This window comes from Tautonia sp. JC769, assembly GCF_040717455.1.
Taxonomy (GTDB): Bacteria; Planctomycetota; Planctomycetia; order Isosphaerales; family Isosphaeraceae; genus Tautonia.
On the sequence record NZ_JBFEFH010000013.1, the window covers coordinates 14,707 to 32,045 of the forward strand.

Here is a 17,339-nt window from a genome sequence, read left to right on the forward strand (position 1 = left end):
GGATGGGGCGAGGATCACTTCCTGGTGAGTGAAAGGGCCTGAGCTTCCCGTCTTCACCCCAGGAGGGGAGTCGGATCGGCCGGCGCGTCGATCAGTTCCCGCACGATTTTCCCATGCACATCGGTCAATCGCTGGTCTCTCCCGCCGTGCCGGAAGGTGAGTCGCTCGTGATGAAGCCCGAGTTGGTGCAGGATCGTGGCGTGGATGTCGTGAATCGTCAGCGGGTGCTCAACCACTCGATTGCCGAAGTCATCCGTCTGGCCGAACGCAAACCCCCCTCGGAAACCACCACCCGCCAGGAAAATCGAGTAGCCATCGACATGATGATCGCGCCCGGCTCGCTCGGAGACGGCCGGGGTGTGGGGAGTTCGTCCCATCTCACCGGCCCAGACCACGATTGTCGAGTCGAGTAACCCCCGACGCTTCAGATCGACGATCAGCGCGGCAATCGGCTGATCGGAAATTAACGCATTTTCAGTATGGTACTTCTTCAGTTCGCCGTGCTGATCCCAGGGTGAATTGTTCGGATGGGTCAGAGGGCAGGTGATCTCGACAAACCGGACTCCGCGTTCCACCAGTCGACGGGCGCGGAGACATTGCAAGGCATAGAACCGTTGATGATCGTCGGGACGGTCCAGGCCGTAAAGCCGGCGGGTTTCCACCGATTCGGCCGAGACGTCAGCCACTTCGGGGATCGATGTTTGCATTCGGAATGCGGTCTCGTAGTTCAGGATCGCCGATTCGATGACATGGCCGTTTGTCGACTGCTGCGCGAAGGCATGGTCCTGTTCCGCGAGCAGATCGAGCTTCCGGCGCTGAATTGCGTGAGGATCGCTCGGTTCGATCCCGTCAACGGGAACACCACGGGAACGGATCATGGTTGCGCCGTGAGACGCCGGCAGGTACGCCGGGGCGAAGTTCTCGAACCCTCCATTGGGGATCCAATCATTATTGAGGAGGACATAACCCGGTAAATCCGAACGTCCTGAAGCGAGGCCATAGGAAACCCAGGAACCGAAGCTCGGCGCCTGGCCCGTCACCCGTCCGGTGTGCAACAGAAGGCTCTGTTGCCCGTGAAGTGGCTGCTCGCCTTCGAGCGATCGCACCACGCACAGATCATCGGCACAATCGGCGAGGTAGGGCAGGAGGTCGCTCACCCACAGGCCCCGTTCACCGCGGCGACGGAATCGCCAGGGGCTCCCCATCCAGACGCGAGACGCGGCCGATTGCGACTTCTTCGAAACGGCTTGCTCGCCGATCGCCTGCCCTTGATACCGAGACAGCGCCGGTTTGGGGTCGAACGTATCGACGTGGCTTGGCCCACCGTCCATGAAGCAGAAAATCACATGCTTCGCTCGGGCCGTCGGCGCGGCGTCCGCTCCGCGCGCCTGCTCCGAAAGCAAACCGGAGAGCGCGAGCATGCCGAATCCGCATGACGATGTCCTCAGCCAATCGCGTCGGCTCAGGACAGGGAACCCGGAAGAACGATGTTGGAAATCCCGTCGTCCTCGGATGGTCATGGCGAAAGGCCTCGGCTCGGGTCGCGACGGGTCAGCGAAGGTAAAGGAATTCCTTGGTATTGAACAAAGCATGGGCAACGTCTGCCCAGAGTTCGGCCGAAGTGAGGATGGCTCCCGACGCGATCGACCGTTCGACGGCCAGATCATTGACGAGGCTCGACCACCGCTGGAGTTCGGCCGGGTTCGGTGCTCGACCGAGAGCCTCCTGGAACATCGTGGAAAGCTGGTCTGCAATCGAATCCGCTGGCCGGGCCGCGACTCGAACTCCCCAGGAGGCCGCCTGATCCGTGACGAACGGATCATTCAGCAGCGCGAGTGCCTGCGCCGGAATGTTGGTCACGTCTCGCCTTCCGGTCGGAATTTTCGGGGGAGGCTGGTTGAAGATCGCCAGGAAGCGGGGCGGTTCCATCAGGGTCAATTTGATGTACAGCGAGCGGCGATTCTCCCCATCGAGCGGACCGGAGTAGAGGCGTTTCGAAGGATCCTCGCTCGACCGGGGGGGATCGATCGGAGGGCCGTACAATCGGGGATCAAGCCGACCGGATGCGGCGAGGATGGAGTCCCGGATCGACTCTGCGTCGAGCCTCCGGAGCGGATAATGGGCAAGGAGTCGGCTGGCAGGGTCGATCTCGGCAGATCCTGGAATCGCCATGCTGCCCTGCCGGAAGGTTGAGCTCAGGACCAGCTCGCGCACCATCCGCTTGGTCGACCAGCCTTCGTCCATGAACCGGGCGGCCAGCCAGTCGAGCAATTCCGGATGCGAGGGGAGTTCCCCGAGCTTGCCGAAATCGTCGGGCGATCCGACGAGGCCAACGCCGAACACCCATTGCCAGAGCCGATTGACATAGACCCTTGCCGTCAATGGATTGTCGGGTGAGGCGACACGCTCGGCCAGTTCGCGTCGACCGCTCGACGCGGATCGAAAGGCGGCCTCGTCAGCATTCGCGGAGAGAACCTCCAGGAATCCCCTGGGGACGGCCGGGCCGAGTTCGGCGTAGTCTCCCCGGATATTGATTCGATCGTCGAGTCCCTGATCCAGATCGGCCATCCCGTTGATGGTCCGAGGCTCCAGGATACGACGTTCTGCCGCTCGGTACGACTCCACCAATGCTGCGACCGCCCCTGGAGCCGAGTCGCCGAGGCGATTGGGCAGGAGTCCGTGGTCGAGAAGCCAGTTCAAGAGGATGGAATCGTCGTCGGTCGCCTCGTCAGCCTGCCAGCGATCGAGTGAGTCCGTGAACCATCGCTGATATGCCTGCGCAACAGCATCCAGCGAGCCTGGCGAAGGCCCCTCGAAAAGCGGGACGAACCGGCCAAGTTCGTCCTCAGGGATCCCCGCCCCGGAACTCACCACGGCCCGGGTCACGCCGAACCAGCTTTTCGGGTCGGCGGCCTGTTCGTCGGAGCAGGGGCCACCCAGACCGACGCGCGGTGGGAAATTCGGATTGCTGCCTTTCGTCGCAAGCTCGCGATAAACCCGACGCCCCACGAACTCGGGCAGGTAGGGATAGCCCGACCAGGAGGGGTATTCGCGATCCAGGTAGGCCTGACGCTCGGTCAAAAAGGCATTGTCGACCACAGTCCGCTCGGCCGAAAAATCACCGCCACTGGCCTCCCAGTTCAACCAGGGTTGCGGAAGCGCATCGAGCATCGGCGATCGTAATGCACCATTCAATCGCGGAGAAAGTGCATGCGTGAACAATCCAGCCGGCAAGATGGCATCGACGAGCGCGTCCCCCTCGACGGCCACGGTGAAGTCTCCCGAGCGGACCGGTCCGCTGCGGAGCCCTTCCCCTTCGACCGACCAACCGGGCGGAACACCGTCCGAGAAGTCGGCGATCACCGTGAACGCCTCGGCATTCTCCTGCAGGCGTCTCCCTCGCTCTTGACGGTATCTCGATGCAAGCTCGTCCCAGGTCGCGGCCAGATCATCACCTGCCTGGGAGGCTCTGAGCATGGTCCTCCAGGCGAAGAGAGGGTGCTCAAGCGTCGGTTCCTCGCCCATCTCACCCGCAACGGCCTCCCAGGGATTGGAAGGGTTTGAGATCGAGGGATCGGCCGAAGCAAGCAAGGCGGCAGCCCAATCGGCCGATTGGGACCGCCACCACTCGGCCAACGCAGCACGCAAAGGGTCCTTCAGGCTGCGGAGTTCGGCGAGGACCTCGGCGTTGCGATCAGGGGTATCGAGCGTCCGGGAAACCCAGCGAGGACTCATGAACACGCCGGCCAGGGCGTGATAATCGCGCTGAGAGATGGCGTCGAGCTTGTGGTCATGGCAGCGGGCGCAGCCGACGGTGAGACCGAGAAACGCCTTGGAGAAGGCATCGATCTTGTTGTTGAGCATCTCCTGATGAATACCGTCGAACTCGGCGCTGTCGCCGTGGCGTTTCTCACCGAGCTGGAAGAACATCGGCCCGGCGAGGGATTCGACAACCCCTTCGGCCGGGTCGATCCGAGGGTGTTCCAGCAGGTCGCCGGCGATCTGTTCCCGGACGAGTTGATCAAAGGGGACATCCGCATTGAAGGCTCGGATGAGATAATCGCGGTAGCGCCAGGCCCCTTTGGCGGGAATGTCCCACTCGTAGCCGTAGGTGTCCCCGTAGCGGACGACGTCCATCCAGTGCCTCGCCCAGCGCTCACCGAAGTGGGGCGAGTCGAGCAGGTGGTCCACGAGCCGTTCGTAGGCGAACGGAGAGGAATCATCAAGGAACGATCCGAGCAATCCCTCATCGGGAGGAAGCCCCGTGAGCACGTAGGCTACGCGACGGGCCAGGACGACCGGCTCGGCTGGCTCAGCCGGTCGCAGTCCTTCCCGGAGTAGTCGATCGAGGATGAAGCGATCAATCGGCCCCTGGGCCCAGGGAGAATCATCGGGTTCGGGGACCCTGGGGCGAACGACGGGCTGGAGACTCCACCAGGTACGCCGCTCGGCCAGCTTGATCGACCACTCGTCCTGAGCGGCGTCCTCGGGGGAGGGGAGTGTTTGCCTCGGGTCGTAAGCCCCGTCGAGAATCCAGGTGCGGAAGTCGCGGAGGATCTCGTCGGCAAGCTTCGGGGCCTTCCTCGGCATTTCGAGGCCGGGCTCGGCATGTTCCATGACGAGGAGAAGCAGGCTCCCCTCGGGATTGCTGGGCTCGACGGCGGGGCCGGAGTGGCCTCCTTCGAGCAATCCCTCACGCCAATCAACGCGAAGGCCGCCGGCCTGCTTGGTCGCGCCGTGGCACTCGGCGCAGTGGAGGAGGAGTGCGGGGCGGATCTTCGACTCGAAGAAGCTCCTTCGAGCGGAATCGTCTCGGGCGACGGTCTGAACACCACTCGCAAGAACCGCGAGGACGGCCGTTGCCAGGAGCCTGGCGTACCGCCGCCCCCGTCGAGGAGCGACCGACCGACGAACCGGACAAGCTGGCATCATCACGAGACGCTCCACCCGCGGGCCGGAGTGTTCAACACACGATCAACCTTCATCCTAGCGAAGGCGTCGGGCGAGGTCCACGGCGGTCATGAAGACGTCTCAGGGTTCGGGCTGGGTCAGTCGACCGAGGAACAGGATGCTTCCGGTTCGTGTGTCCCGGATCAGGAACAGGAAGGGATGATCGGCGCGGAAGACCTTGGCCTCGCTCGGAAGGGCCGACCGGACCCCAACGACGATCCCGGTGGCGGCCGCGGCCTCGGTTCCTTCCTCGTTGACATCGACAAATGCCTTGTGAATGGCGGCGGTGATGTACAGTTCACGGCTGCCATCCATGCCCGAGAGATCCGCCTGGCCCTGCTGGAACGGCAAGGTCATTCCCAGCGTGCTCAGCGCCTGATTCAGCGTGAATTGCGAGCTGAGCGAGAAGCGAGGCAACGCCACGGCGACGTCCTGGCGTCGAAGCCCGGCGAACCATCGCCCAAGCTGCTCGGCGTTGAGCTGGGCCTCCAGGGCACCGAGGCCATCCTTCGCGTCGGGCAAGAGGACGACCATGGCCAGATCCCCCGTCCCGTAAGGGAGCTCGAGGATTTTCAAATCAACTCCCTCGGCATAGCGATACGAACCCCGACGGTTCATCAACGGGACGATGACTTCGTCCTCACCCGAGAGGAAAAACGGAGCGTCCTGGGTCGCCTGTTCCGGGAAGGGAGCGGCCCAGTCTCCCTTGAAATGGATGGCGTTGGTGAGGACCAGCCGAGTCAACGAATCCAGGACCCCGGGAGGGATCAGGTTCGGGATCTTGCCCCGCGTCTGTTCTTCGACCCAGGTGTTGATCCGGTCACGCGCCTCCTCGGTGGCCCGGGCGAAGTCGACGGTTTGCAACTCGGCGCCGTATGCATCGCGGGTCAGTGCGAGATAGCCGGGGACGAAACCGTAGCCCTGCTGCCCCCAAAGGCGGTTGGCCACATTGAGCTGATACCCTGCGTCGTCTCCGGTTTCGAGCAACCGGGAGTTGATCCTGCCAAACGCGGGATGCAACTCGTCGGGAGGCAACGGGAGATGCAAGACATCGCCCATCTGGCTGGCCGTCTCGCCCGCGGCACCCCCGAGCGTCATCGCCAGGGCAGACGAAATGCTGTAGGGAGAGAAAAACAGGTTCCCCGGTTCCTGGGCAAGCAGCCTGTACAGGTCGAAGGCGAATTGCGTATTCCCCTGAACGATCATGTCCATGGATTCGTCCTCCGGTCCAGGACCGCAGACGATGGCGAGCAGAACGCACCCGAGCATGACGACCTCCACGCGAATCGAGAAAGGAACGTTCCTTTCCCTTGATCACGGCCGAACGCGGGAGATCCTTAGGTCCGTCGTCAGGCTCCGAGGATGTCAGGTGAGGATCGGCGTGATGACGTTGCCATGCACGTCGGTCAGGCGGCGCTCGATGCCGTTGTGGTAGTAGGTCAACCGCGTGTGATCGAGCCCGAGCAAATGGAGGATCGTCGCGTGGAAGTCGTGCACGGTCGTCACGTTCCGCTCGGCCTTGAAGCCGAAGGGGTCCGTTTCGCCGTAACTGAACGGCGCACGCACCCCGGCCCCGGCCAGCCAGCAGGTGAAGCCGAACGGGTTGTGGTCGCGACCGTAGGTGCCGAGCTGGAACATCGGCATGCGCCCGAACTCGGTGCAGAAGACCACGAGCGTCGATTCGAGCAACCCTCGCTGTTTCAGGTCTCGGATCAGGCCGGCAACCGGCTGGTCCAGAATCCTCCCATGCCGATCGTATTGTTCCTTGAGCTGACTGTGCCCGTCCCAGTTGAGGTTTCCCCCCGACGCATATGCGCCATTGAACACCTGGATGAAGCGAACACCGCGCTCGACCAGGCGACGGGCCAGGATGCAATTGCGGGCGAAGGCAGCCTTGGTCGGCTCGGGGTCGTCGGCACCGTAGAGCCGGAGGATGTGGGCCGGCTCGCTCTCGACCGCGCTGGTTTCCGGGACCGAGAGCTGCATGCGGGCGGCCAGCTCGTAACTGGCGATGCGGGCCGCGAGCGACTCATCGCCGGGGTAATCCCGGGCGTGGTCGCGGTTCAGCGCGAGCAGGGCATCACGCGCGGCGCGGTCGGTCTCGGCCGGCAGGTCGGCGGGGCGGGCGAGATGGCTGACCGGCTTGGTGGTGCTGAACGGGGTCCCCTGAAACGCGGCCGGGAGGAATCCATTGGCCCAGTTGTTGGGACCGGCCTGCGGCATCCCGCGCGGGTCTTCGATGGCGACGAAGGCGGGGAGTTCCTGATTCTCGCTGCCCAGGGCATAGGTGAGCCACGAGCCCATCGACGGGAAGCCCTCGGTCGTGAAGCCGGTGGACATGACGTTCTCGCCCGGCCCGTGCGTGTTCGACTTCGTGGTCAGGGCGTGGAGGAAGCAGAGGTCGTCGGCCAGTTCGCCCAGGTGAGGCAGGAGGTCGGAGGTCATCTTGCCCGACGCTCCCCGAGGCCGGAACTTCCAGAGCGGCGCGGTCAGGTTGCCGTTCTCTCCCTGGAAGGAGACGAGCCGCTCATTCCCCGGCATCGGTTTGCCGTCGTATCGAATCAGATCGGGCTTGTAATCGAAGGTATCGACGTGGCTGAGCGCCCCCGCCACGAAGACGACGATCACGTTCTTCGCCTTCGGCTCGAAATGCGGGGGGCGAGGCGAGTGGGGGCGTTTCGGATCGATTTGCAGGCCGTCGGAAGACGCCCCGGCAGCAAGCAGCCGATCCTCGGCGAGCATCGCGGCCATGGCGATCCCACCGAGGCCGTCGAACGTCCTGGAGAGGAAGCCGCGGCGATCGAGCAGGCGGAGGCCGCTGGGCGACGGTCGGGGTCCGGGCATGGCGACGCTCCCAAGGGACAAGACGCTCATCCGTCCTGGAATCAATCGATGAGCAGAAATGCGTTCGTGTTCAAGAGGACTCGGCAGACTTGTTCGAGGCCATGCTCCCGGCCGAGCGCAAGGAGTTGCTCCGCCTCGACCGCGGTCGGTGGCCGGCCCAGCGCCAGCCAGACGGCGCGATCGACCTGGGCGGAGAGGTCCGAACCCGCCTCGCCTCGAACCCGGCCGGCGAAGAGGCCGGCTTGCCGCATGACAAACGTGCTGTTCCAGAGGCTCAATGCCTGAATCGGCGTGATCGACTGCGTACGCTTCGGGATCATCTGGCCGGCGTCGGGGCAGTCGAACGAGCCGAAGACATCGACCGCCTGCATCCGGATCTTGATCGCGTAAATCATCCGACGCCAGCCTGAGGGATCATCGTGATCGACCGGGATGTAGTCGGACAGGCCTCCCCGCTGATTGAAGAAGTCGAAGCCAGGCCCACTCATGTCTCGATTCAACGAACCGCTCGCGAGCAGGATCGCATCCCGAATCGCCTCCCCTTCCAGTCGACGGGGAGGAAAGCGCCAGAGCAACCGCGACTCCGCGTCGATCGCGAGCGCGTCGTCCCGAGGAGTGCTCGCCTGGCGGAAGGCGCCCGATCCAAGCATGAGCCGATGCAGATGTTTGACGGACCAACCGCTCTGGATGAATTCAATGGCCAGCCAGTCGAGCAATTCCGGGTGCGAAGGAAGTTCCCCCATCCGCCCAAAGTCGGAGGGGGAGGAGACCAGGCCGGTCCCGAAGTGGTGCTGCCAGATCCGGTTGACCATGACCCGGGCCGTCAACGGGTGATCGGGGCTGGTCAGGTGACGGGCGAGGGCTTCGCGACGCCCTGCGTCATCGGCCTCGGTCGAAAGCCCGAGCGAGCCGAGCACGACGGGCGTATTCGGCTCGACTTCCTCCTGACGTTGCATCGGGTCGCCTCGCCGGAGCAGATAGGTCGGCTCCGGCCTGCCGAATCCCCCGGCGAAGACCTGGGGGCCGGCCTCCAGCCGCCCCTGCTCGGCCTTGCCGTCCCGAATCTTCGCCACGAGTGCGGCGAGGCGCTCGACCTGTTCCGGAGGAATGCCGTCGATCGCGATGTCACCGGCGGCGCGGCGGTCTTCTTCGTGGAGCATCCGGGAGCGTGTGTCGGCCACGGTCACCCAGGAACCGTCGGGGCGGCGAATCTCGATCTCATACGCAACCGGGAAGCCGTCGAAGCCGCGCCGCCAGACAATGCGGTCAAGGGTCACCGCGTCGGGCAGCTCAATTCGAGCCCAGGCCGGCCCGGGTCGCTCTGCGATCCAGGGGAAATACCCCTCGGCGACGGACCTGCCGTCGATCAGGTTGTCGGGGTGTCGGGTCTGGTTTTCGAGGGCGAAGCTGGAGGCCGAGGCCTTCCCGCCTCGATCCGCCAGGGCGACGTTGATCGGTTCGGCCCCGACCGACCAGGCTTCCAGTTCGTCGAGCGAGGCCCGACCGCCATTGTGCGTGGCCTCGATGGCGATTCGGAGGGCCGTGGCCTCGATCGGCTCGAAGCGTTCCTCATGCGACTCGGGGGTGATCGGCGGTTGCAGGCCGAGCGACGACCGCTCCGCGTCGAGTTGCTCGCGGAGCCGGGCGACCGTCTCGCCGACCTCGGCGGCCTGGGCCGTCCATCGGTCATTCTCGGGGCCTCGGAAGCGACGATCGGCGTAGCGGAGCCCGGCGAACACCGCCTGAAAGGCGTAATAGTCGCGCTGGGTAATGGGGTCGAACTTGTGATTGTGGCAGCGGGCACAGCCGACCGTCAGGCCGAGGAACGCCTCGCCGACGGTCCGGACCGATTCGTCCAGCTCATCCTGGCGAGCCTGACGCATCGACTCCTCGTCCTTGCCGATCTGGCCCGGCAGATTGGCGGGACCGGCCACGAGGAACCCGGTGGCGGCGTCGATGCCGGTCGTATCGCCGGCCAGTTGCTCGAAGACGAAACGGTCGTAGGGCATGTCGGCATTGAACGCCTCAATCACCCAATCGCGGTACGGCCAGGCGTTCGGGCGGGGGGAATTCGTCTCGAAGCCCCAGGTCTCGGCCCAACGGATCACGTCCAGCCAGTGCTGGGCCCAGCGCTCGCCATAGTGCGGGCTGGCGAGCAGGCGATCGACCAGGCGATCGTAGGCGTCGGGCGCCTCGTCGCGGAGGAACGCGTCCACCTCCTCCGGGGTCGGCGGCAAGCCCGTCAGGTCGAGGCTCAGCCGCCGGATCAGGGTGGCCCGATCGGCCTCGGGAGCGAAGCCCAGCCCCTCGGCTTCAAGCCGGTCGAGCAAGAACGCGTCGATCGGTGATCGGACGCGATCGGCGTGCTCGACCTCGGGCAGTTCGGGGCGCGTGATCGGCCGAAACGACCAGAAGTCCGTATCTTCCTCGGACAGAATCACCGTCCCGGGAGGCGGGATCTCGTCCGGCTCCGGGCGGAGGGTCCGGGCCCCGGCGTCGATCCAGGCGGCGAGGGTCGCTTTCTGATCGGCCGAGAGCTTCCCATCACCCGGCGGCATCTCATCGTCCTCGACCCGATGCCAGAGGAAACTCCCGTCGCGGTCGCCGGGGACGATCGCCTCGCCGGTCAGGCCGCCGTCGAGCATCGTGCGGACGAACCGGAGATCGAGCCCGGCCTTCGGGTCGTCTTCCTCGCCGTGACAGTGGATGCAATGCTCTCGGAAGATCGGGCGAATATCGCGCTCGAAGCTGAGCGAAGGCGCTTCGCGAGGCTCCTCCGGGCGGCTCGCCGCATCGGCCGAGGCCGGAATCAATGCCACGACCACCGAGGCAATCGCGACGCACCATCGAACGAGCATGGCGGCGTCCTCCCCATCGCAATCACGGAGGGATGATCGGCGTCCCGATCCCGATCGCGAGCCGATCGCGGCGACTCACCCCAGGCCTCGGGCGAGATCGGGGGAAAGCCTCCCCCGTGTCAAACCCGAGTTTAACCGTGCAAGGCGCCGGGGGGCAACGCGGCAGGACGTCGGATCGGCGGGGCACCTGCCAGCGGCCCCGCCGATCCGAGCGGTGAAATACTCTGTCACGCTTCCCAACCTTTGAGGCGTTCGACGACGTCCATGACCTCTCGCCTCCGCTTCTCGAACAGCGCGAAGGCCGCGAGGATCAGGATGCCGGCCACGATCCCGCTGGCGGCCCAGATCCAGGTCTGCCGCAAGTCGACCGCGGCGTACCAGATCATGGCGAAGATCGACAATCCCAGGAATCCGAGGCCCAGGAACAGGAACCCTCGGACCCGAAGCGCGATTCCCGAGAAGATGCCAAGCAGCGACAAACCGCCGAGCACCAAAGGAAGCCACGGATCCTGGGCCACGCCGTTGAGGATCAGGTCGGCCGTCGAGGACAGATAGACCGCCCCCGCCGCCACATGCCGCACCGAGGCCGATTGTGCCGCGCTGAGCCGATCGCGGCTCAGATACGCCCCGACCAGCACGCAGAGCGCCGGCGGGACGATCCAGAATTGCGGATGATCCATCAACCCGAACCCTTCGCGACGGCCGAGGACCGTCCAGAGCCCCACGTTGAACGCCAGGGCCGCCACGGCCCCGAAGCCGATCGAGGACCTCAGAAGGGCAAGTGCCGTATACACGCCACCGGCCAGGACGAAGAAGAGGGTATCCTGGCCCGGCGTCGGCTCCAGCCAGAAGGCTCCGAGCAACGGCAAGACCGGCAGGACGGCACCGGTGCGCTCCAGGGGGTCGGCCAGCACGAGCCTCCCCTGGCGTCGGAACAGCTCGCCCAATCCCACCCCGGTGAACGACAGGCCAATCACGATCAACGGCCAGTAGCGGGCGAAAACCCCCGAGAACAGCCAGGGCATCGTCAACCCCAGGTGCAAGGCAAGCAGGGCGAGCAGCCCTTCGGTTCCGTAGACGTAAACGGTCCGCCGGGCCTCGGGAAGCCGCAGCGGGTCGCGGCCCGGGACGATCGCCGCCGCGAGACTCGCGACCGCGGCACCCATCAGCGTCACCGCCACGGCCACGAGAGCCGGAGGGGAGATCGCCACGGCCGAGCCCTCGATCTTCGCGACCAGTTCGCCACCGATCACGACACACAGGGCCACCGCTGCCAGGCCCAGAAGGGTCGGCACCACTCGCCGGGCGGCACGGGCCCAGTGGATGGCCCGGGGGGCGAGCTTGACCAGCCCGACGCCGTATCCGGCTGCCGTCGCCAGCAGGGCGACCATCACGGCGACGCCCCGATCGAGCATGACATTGGCCGAACCGGGGTCGATCCAGGCCCAACCCCACGCCACCGCCCCCACCGATCCGAACCCGAGGGCCGAGGCCCGGACGATCGATCGCCGTTCTCCCCTCGCCAGCAATCCGACCGCCAATGCCGTCGCCAGCGCCGCCTTGCCCGAGGAGAAGCGAGGGACAAGATCCGGATTGCGAACGACCACCCCCAGGGCCAACCCGACCACCACCGCCGAGAGGATCATGTTCGCCGGGATGAGCCAGACGAGGCCGGCATCCGGGTCCTCCAGGTCGGCCGACCGCGGCATCTTCATCCGGTCGGCGACGCGTCGGAACCCCGTCCGGGCGCTCCAGAGCGCCCCGGCGATCACCGTGTACGCGGAGAGCACCACCGAACCGATCCAGGCGAGCATCGTGCCGCTGAGATCGAACCCGGCGATGAACCACCCGGCCGCGCAGAGCCCAAGCAGGTAGAGCCCCGCCACCTCAGACCGGGACCGCTCGTCCCAGAATCCGGCCGCCAGGGCGAGCCCCACCACGGCGATCGTCACCGGCCAGGCCAGGCCCAGGGGCGGCCCGTCCCAGCCTCCCGCCGCATCGCCGAGCACATGAACCAGCACCATCACGACCAGCCCCAGCAACGCTCCCCAGGTGGCGGCCCGATGGAAGGGGACGATTCCTGGCCGTAGATCGAGCGATCGAGCCGGGCGGATCGCCCGCAGTTCGATCAGAAGCCAGATCGGCACCGGTAATGCCAGGGCAATCAGATTGATGACGAGGAATCCATCGAACGTCTCTCCGAGCCAGGCGTTCGATGAGCCGAACCACCAGAGGGTCGTTGCCAGGTTCAGCAGGAGCCCGGCACCATAGAGGAATCCTCGTCCCGCCGACCACCCCGCCAGCATCGCCGAGAGGAGGACCGAGGCTCCCAGGCCGCCGATCGTCCACCAGAGCGGGTCGTGCGGATCACTCTGATACGCCCTCAGGGCGAAGAGGGCGAGGAGGCCCGTGCTCATCGCGGCCCATCGCGTGACTCCTCGACCACCTTGACCACGACCTCCGCTCGGCGGCGCCTCCCGCACGCCGAGTCGGTTCCAGGCGACGAGCAACAGCCCACCGGACGTCAGCCCCTGGACGATCATCATCGCGTGGAAGGTCAGCCAGTTGCCCGAGTCGTTCCGGGCCGTTCCGAAGGCCAGCAAGGCTCCGATCGCCAGGACCCACGGGGCGACCACGCCGATCGAGATCGTTCGAGCCGAGGCCCTCGTCCCGCCGAGCACCGCGCCGATGGTCAAGGCGGCGGCGAGCCAGCCGATCGGATCGGCAATCGCCTCCCGAGCGGGCACAGGCGAAGGATCAACGAGCAGGCCGAATCCGCCGACCAGCAGGACCAATCCCACAAGCACCACCGGCAAGGCCACTTGCACCGCCAGGGCGGTCCCATCCGGATCGGGACGATCCAGCGTCTTCCCTCGTCGCCGGGCAACGTCACGCATCCCCATCCAGCCGATCGCATACGCCGAGCCGACGATCGCGTTGAGTTGCGCCAGACGAAGCCAAAGCATCGGATCGTCCGGAACGGTCGGGACCGTTCCCGAGAGGAGCATCCCGACCGTCGCGCCGAAGTTCAGCAGGAGTCCCCCGGCCAGTGCGAACCCAGACGACCGCTCTCGGAGTGCATAACCGACCAGGGTGACAGCAACCAGCACGATCGGCGGGGCATACGACCACGCCAGGCCAAGGCGCCCGAAGAACGACCCCGGCGACGGGCCGAGGATCGGATTGCCCGCGAGCACCGAGCCGGCCACCAGAGACGACACCGCCACCAACGCCAACGCTCCCAGGGCGATCATCAGGCCGCCGGCAACCCGCATCACTCCCGATCGACCCGACTCCGCACCGAGTTCCCCCATTCGGGCCACCGCCAACGCCACGCTCCCCAGCACGGCCAGCACGACGAAGACCCCGCCGCCCAGCCTCCAAAGATCCACAAGCTCTGGATCCACCGGATGCACCCAGAGGGCCGCGCCGGAGACGAATGACACCATCGCCATCACGGGAAGGGCGGCAATCGCCACCGCCAGGCCGACGGCCATCGGTCCGAGCCCGGCCGACCGCCCCCGGTCAATCCGCCAACCGACCCGCTCGGCCACCGTGCCCAGCCACCCCCGGGCCCAGATCGGGACCGAGAGGGCGAGCAAGGCGATCGATCCTCCCCATCGCAGGGCCGAGGCCACGGCCACGTCTGATTCCCATCGTCCCGCGATCAAGGGAACCGCCATCGAGACGACGAGCATTGCCCCCAGAAGATAGAGCCTCCGGAACCGCTCCCACTGGCCGACCACGAGAGTCGCCAGAACCGAACCGAGCAAGATCCATGATCCCGGGCCAAGCGCCGAATCATGAGCGATCCCCGGAACTTCGAAGGCCGACGCCGATGGGACGAGCCTCCCCTCGATCGACTCGCTCCCCTTGTAGGACGCCACACGCTCGGCGAATCCCGACGGGGACAGTTCCTGAGCCACCCCGGGCACCACGCCATAGACCGCCAGGCCAACCAGGATCAGAACGGCACCCCAGAGCGCGAGTCGGTCGAACGTCGGCCAGGACGGCTCCATCAGCCGTCGAACGACCTCCAGGCGATCCGGCTTCGAACCATGCCCGGACACCGCCCGGCCCCCGATTCGCACGCCGACCCATGCCAGCGCAAACAACGCCAGTGCGGCCCCTTCGGCCTGGAAGGCCCGGGGATCGAGCCAGATCCAGCGATCGTCGATCAGCCGGGAACGCTGCTCGATGAACCACGGACGCCCCGTCGTCCAGGACGCCACGGCCAGGCCCAGCGACCCGGCCATCGCCCCCTGACATGCCCAGAACAGGCCGGGTGACAGGAACCGCCAAGCCAGGACCGCCCAGACTCCCGAAAGCCAGAGCAGATGGACCGCCAGATCCATCGGCGCGGCCGTCGGCACGAGCCAGAGCACCCGCAAGGCCCCGGCCACCGAGGTCAGGAAGGCGGAGTGCACCAGGGCCTGCTCAATCGATGCGGCGCCGCCGATTCTCCGCAAGCGGTTGCCAGTGATCGTTGGCAACAGCGCGGCGATCGTCGCGTGTCCGAGCAAGCTCGATGACCACGGCAACGCCAATTCCCAGGCCTCGCCGTACCGGAAGACGAACCCCTGGACGAGGGCCACGAGCATCAAGCCCGATCCGATCCAAGCCAGGGCGACCGGCTCCGAGGCCCGACCGACCCCTCCGCGTGAGGGCATCCAGGAGGCCACGATTGCCCCGGCCAGTGCTCCGATCGCCAGGGCACCGTACGCCCAGAGCGCGCCGGCCGGATCGCCCGGCACGCCCAGGCCATGCCATGAGACCAGCCCCAGGCCGAGCAAACCGGCAAGCACCGCGACCAGGGCCATCGCCCGGGCTTCCATGATTCGGCCGAAGCGGACGACACCGGCAACCATGGCCTCGAACACGAGTGCCATCCCCACCAGGGTCATACCGCTCCCGGGAGAGGCCAGGGCCGACACCAACTCCGCGGATTCGCCCCCGATCCAGGGGAGTGTCCCCAGGATGACCTGCGTCACGACGACCACCGCCAGGGCAAGCAGCGTCCCCCCCAGGGCCAGGGCGGCGGGCATCGCGAACGCGAGGGCAATTGCCACCAGCACCCCGGCATTCACCGCGGCCACCACCGCGATCCCGGCAGGTTCGGGCCAGGCCAGCACCACGCCGCCGAGCATCACCAGCGTCCCGGCCGCGGCGATCGACCCGCCCGCGATCCGATGGACCACCATCGTCGATGACGCCCTCCGCCAACCCATCAAACCCGCCGCCATGCTCGGCAGGCCCGCCAGGGGCGCGAGCAGGGCAAACCGGTGGAGCGCGTCCAGCGACGCCCCCGTCCGTTGCAGCAACGCACCGATCGCCACGACCGCGGCGAAGGCCGTCAGGCCGAGTGTCCGAAACAGCCGGTCTGCCGCCGCCTCGTCAAACTCAGCAGTGCGTCGCTCGACCGACATCGAGCGGAGAGTCGCTCCCACATGGGCCAGCAAGGGAACGGAACCGATCGCCAGCAGCAGGCCCCCGTCCATGCCCGACCGCCCCCACCAGCCGGCCGCCAGAATCGCCGCGGAGGGCACCACCACCCCCATTGCCGTCGCCCACGGGGCCGACGCACGGATCGCCTGAGACCCCTTGCCGATCAGTACCGCGAACCCCGTCAGCGCGATCAATTCTCCGACAAGGAGGGGGATACCGATTCCCTCCGTCCCCCGGGCCAGCACGACCGTCAACACACTGAGCGGGACGAGCAGCGTTGCGATCCCGAGCAAGCCCCCTGCGGTCGTCGTCAGATTCCAGCGGCGATCGGCATGACGACCGACACCGAAGAAGGCCGCGACGACCCCATTCGCCAGCGCGAATCGCAGGATCGGCCGCTCGGCGATCCGGTCCCAGTAGCCGATGACCAGGGCCAGCGAACACCCCACGATCAAGAGACCCCCGACCAGCTCTCCCCATCGAATGTTCCGCTCTTCCATGAACGCCGCGAGCAGGCCGCCGAGGCTCGACTTGCGCCCCTTCGTTGCCGGCTGCTCGGGGGTCCGAGCGGGATCGGCCGACGGCTCCGCCCGCTTCGACTCCCGGTAGGCCCGAACCCGTGCCGCCACATCGGGCCGGGGCGTCATCACCTCCTGAGGGGTTCCTGCGACCGGCGTCACATCGTGTCCGGGCGGCGAGATCGGGGTTGGCACGGGAGCAGGCCCGACTCGCTCCGGAGGCGGGGGAGCGACCGGTCGGGGCCTCGTCGGCGTTGACGAGCCGTGCGCGAGCCCTGCCGAAGGCCGAGCAAGCCGTTCCCACTCTGCGATGAGCCCCTGAGCGATACGATCCCCGTCGTCCGACGAGAGCAGGCCCACCTCCCGGTAGCGACGGATCCGGGTCAGGAGTCGTCCGACGAGGGCCCGGGTCTGCCTCGAATCCCCTGGTCTCGGAGGTTCCGGCCAGTGGCAGACGAGACAACCCTGTCCATTCGATCGAGCTTCCCAGCCTTCTCCGCATCGGGGGCAGAGCGGGGCCAGGATCGGCTGGAGGTCGTCCCGACCGATGGCCCGTCGGATCGCCCGGATCGTTGCCCGAACCGCCACCCAGATCCCGTGGCCGACCAGAGCAATGACCGTTACGACCACCAGGAAGCCTATGAGTCCGGACATTGCTCGTCTCCCGCTCTCGCAATTCGACCCTTGGTCGGGACGAGGCCGCCGACTGATGCGCGCGATCCCG

At 66.5% G+C, this 17,339-nt stretch carries 6 protein-coding genes; all 6 read right to left on the bottom strand.

The window, feature by feature from the left end; translation table 11 throughout:
• Positions 1-53 precede the first annotated feature (53 nt).
• Positions 54-1,421 (bottom strand): DUF1501 domain-containing protein, encoded by a 1,368-nt coding sequence (locus AB1L88_RS14205; protein ID WP_367097330.1) that lies wholly within the window; start codon positions 1,419-1,421, stop codon positions 54-56.
• Positions 1,422-1,551: 130 nt separating this feature from the next.
• Positions 1,552-4,932 (bottom strand): PSD1 and planctomycete cytochrome C domain-containing protein, encoded by a 3,381-nt coding sequence (locus tag AB1L88_RS14210; RefSeq protein ID WP_367097331.1) that lies wholly within the window; start codon positions 4,930-4,932, stop codon positions 1,552-1,554.
• A gap of 99 nt (positions 4,933-5,031) precedes the next feature.
• Complete coding sequence (locus AB1L88_RS14215; RefSeq protein WP_367097332.1) at positions 5,032-6,162, bottom strand: serpin family protein; 1,131 nt, start codon at positions 6,160-6,162, stop codon at positions 5,032-5,034.
• Positions 6,163-6,315: 153 nt separating this feature from the next.
• A complete protein-coding gene (locus tag AB1L88_RS14220) occupies positions 6,316-7,794 on the bottom strand; it encodes a DUF1501 domain-containing protein (protein WP_367097333.1) in 1,479 nt (492 codons plus the stop codon).
• A 41-nt stretch (positions 7,795-7,835) separates the two neighbouring features.
• Positions 7,836-10,652, bottom strand: a complete 2,817-nt coding sequence (locus AB1L88_RS14225) for a PSD1 and planctomycete cytochrome C domain-containing protein (protein ID WP_367097334.1) — start codon at positions 10,650-10,652, stop codon at positions 7,836-7,838.
• A 227-nt stretch (positions 10,653-10,879) separates the two neighbouring features.
• Positions 10,880-16,747, bottom strand: coding sequence for a hypothetical protein (locus AB1L88_RS14230; protein WP_367097335.1), 5,868 nt, complete (start codon positions 16,745-16,747; stop codon positions 10,880-10,882).
• Positions 16,748-17,339 lie beyond the last annotated feature (592 nt).

Excerpts from the sequence above, each read along its gene's own strand:
- AB1L88_RS14205 (WP_367097330.1), bottom strand. The coding sequence starts at position 1,421 with ATGCTCGCGCTCTCCGGTTTGCTTTCGGAGCAGGCGCGCGGAGCGGAC.
- AB1L88_RS14210 (WP_367097331.1), bottom strand. The coding sequence starts at position 4,932 with ATGATGCCAGCTTGTCCGGTTCGTCGGTCGGTCGCTCCTCGACGGGGG.
- AB1L88_RS14215 (WP_367097332.1), bottom strand. The coding sequence starts at position 6,162 with ATGGACATGATCGTTCAGGGGAATACGCAATTCGCCTTCGACCTGTAC.
- AB1L88_RS14220 (WP_367097333.1), bottom strand. The coding sequence starts at position 7,794 with ATGCCCGGACCCCGACCGTCGCCCAGCGGCCTCCGCCTGCTCGATCGC.
- AB1L88_RS14225 (WP_367097334.1), bottom strand. The coding sequence starts at position 10,652 with ATGCTCGTTCGATGGTGCGTCGCGATTGCCTCGGTGGTCGTGGCATTG.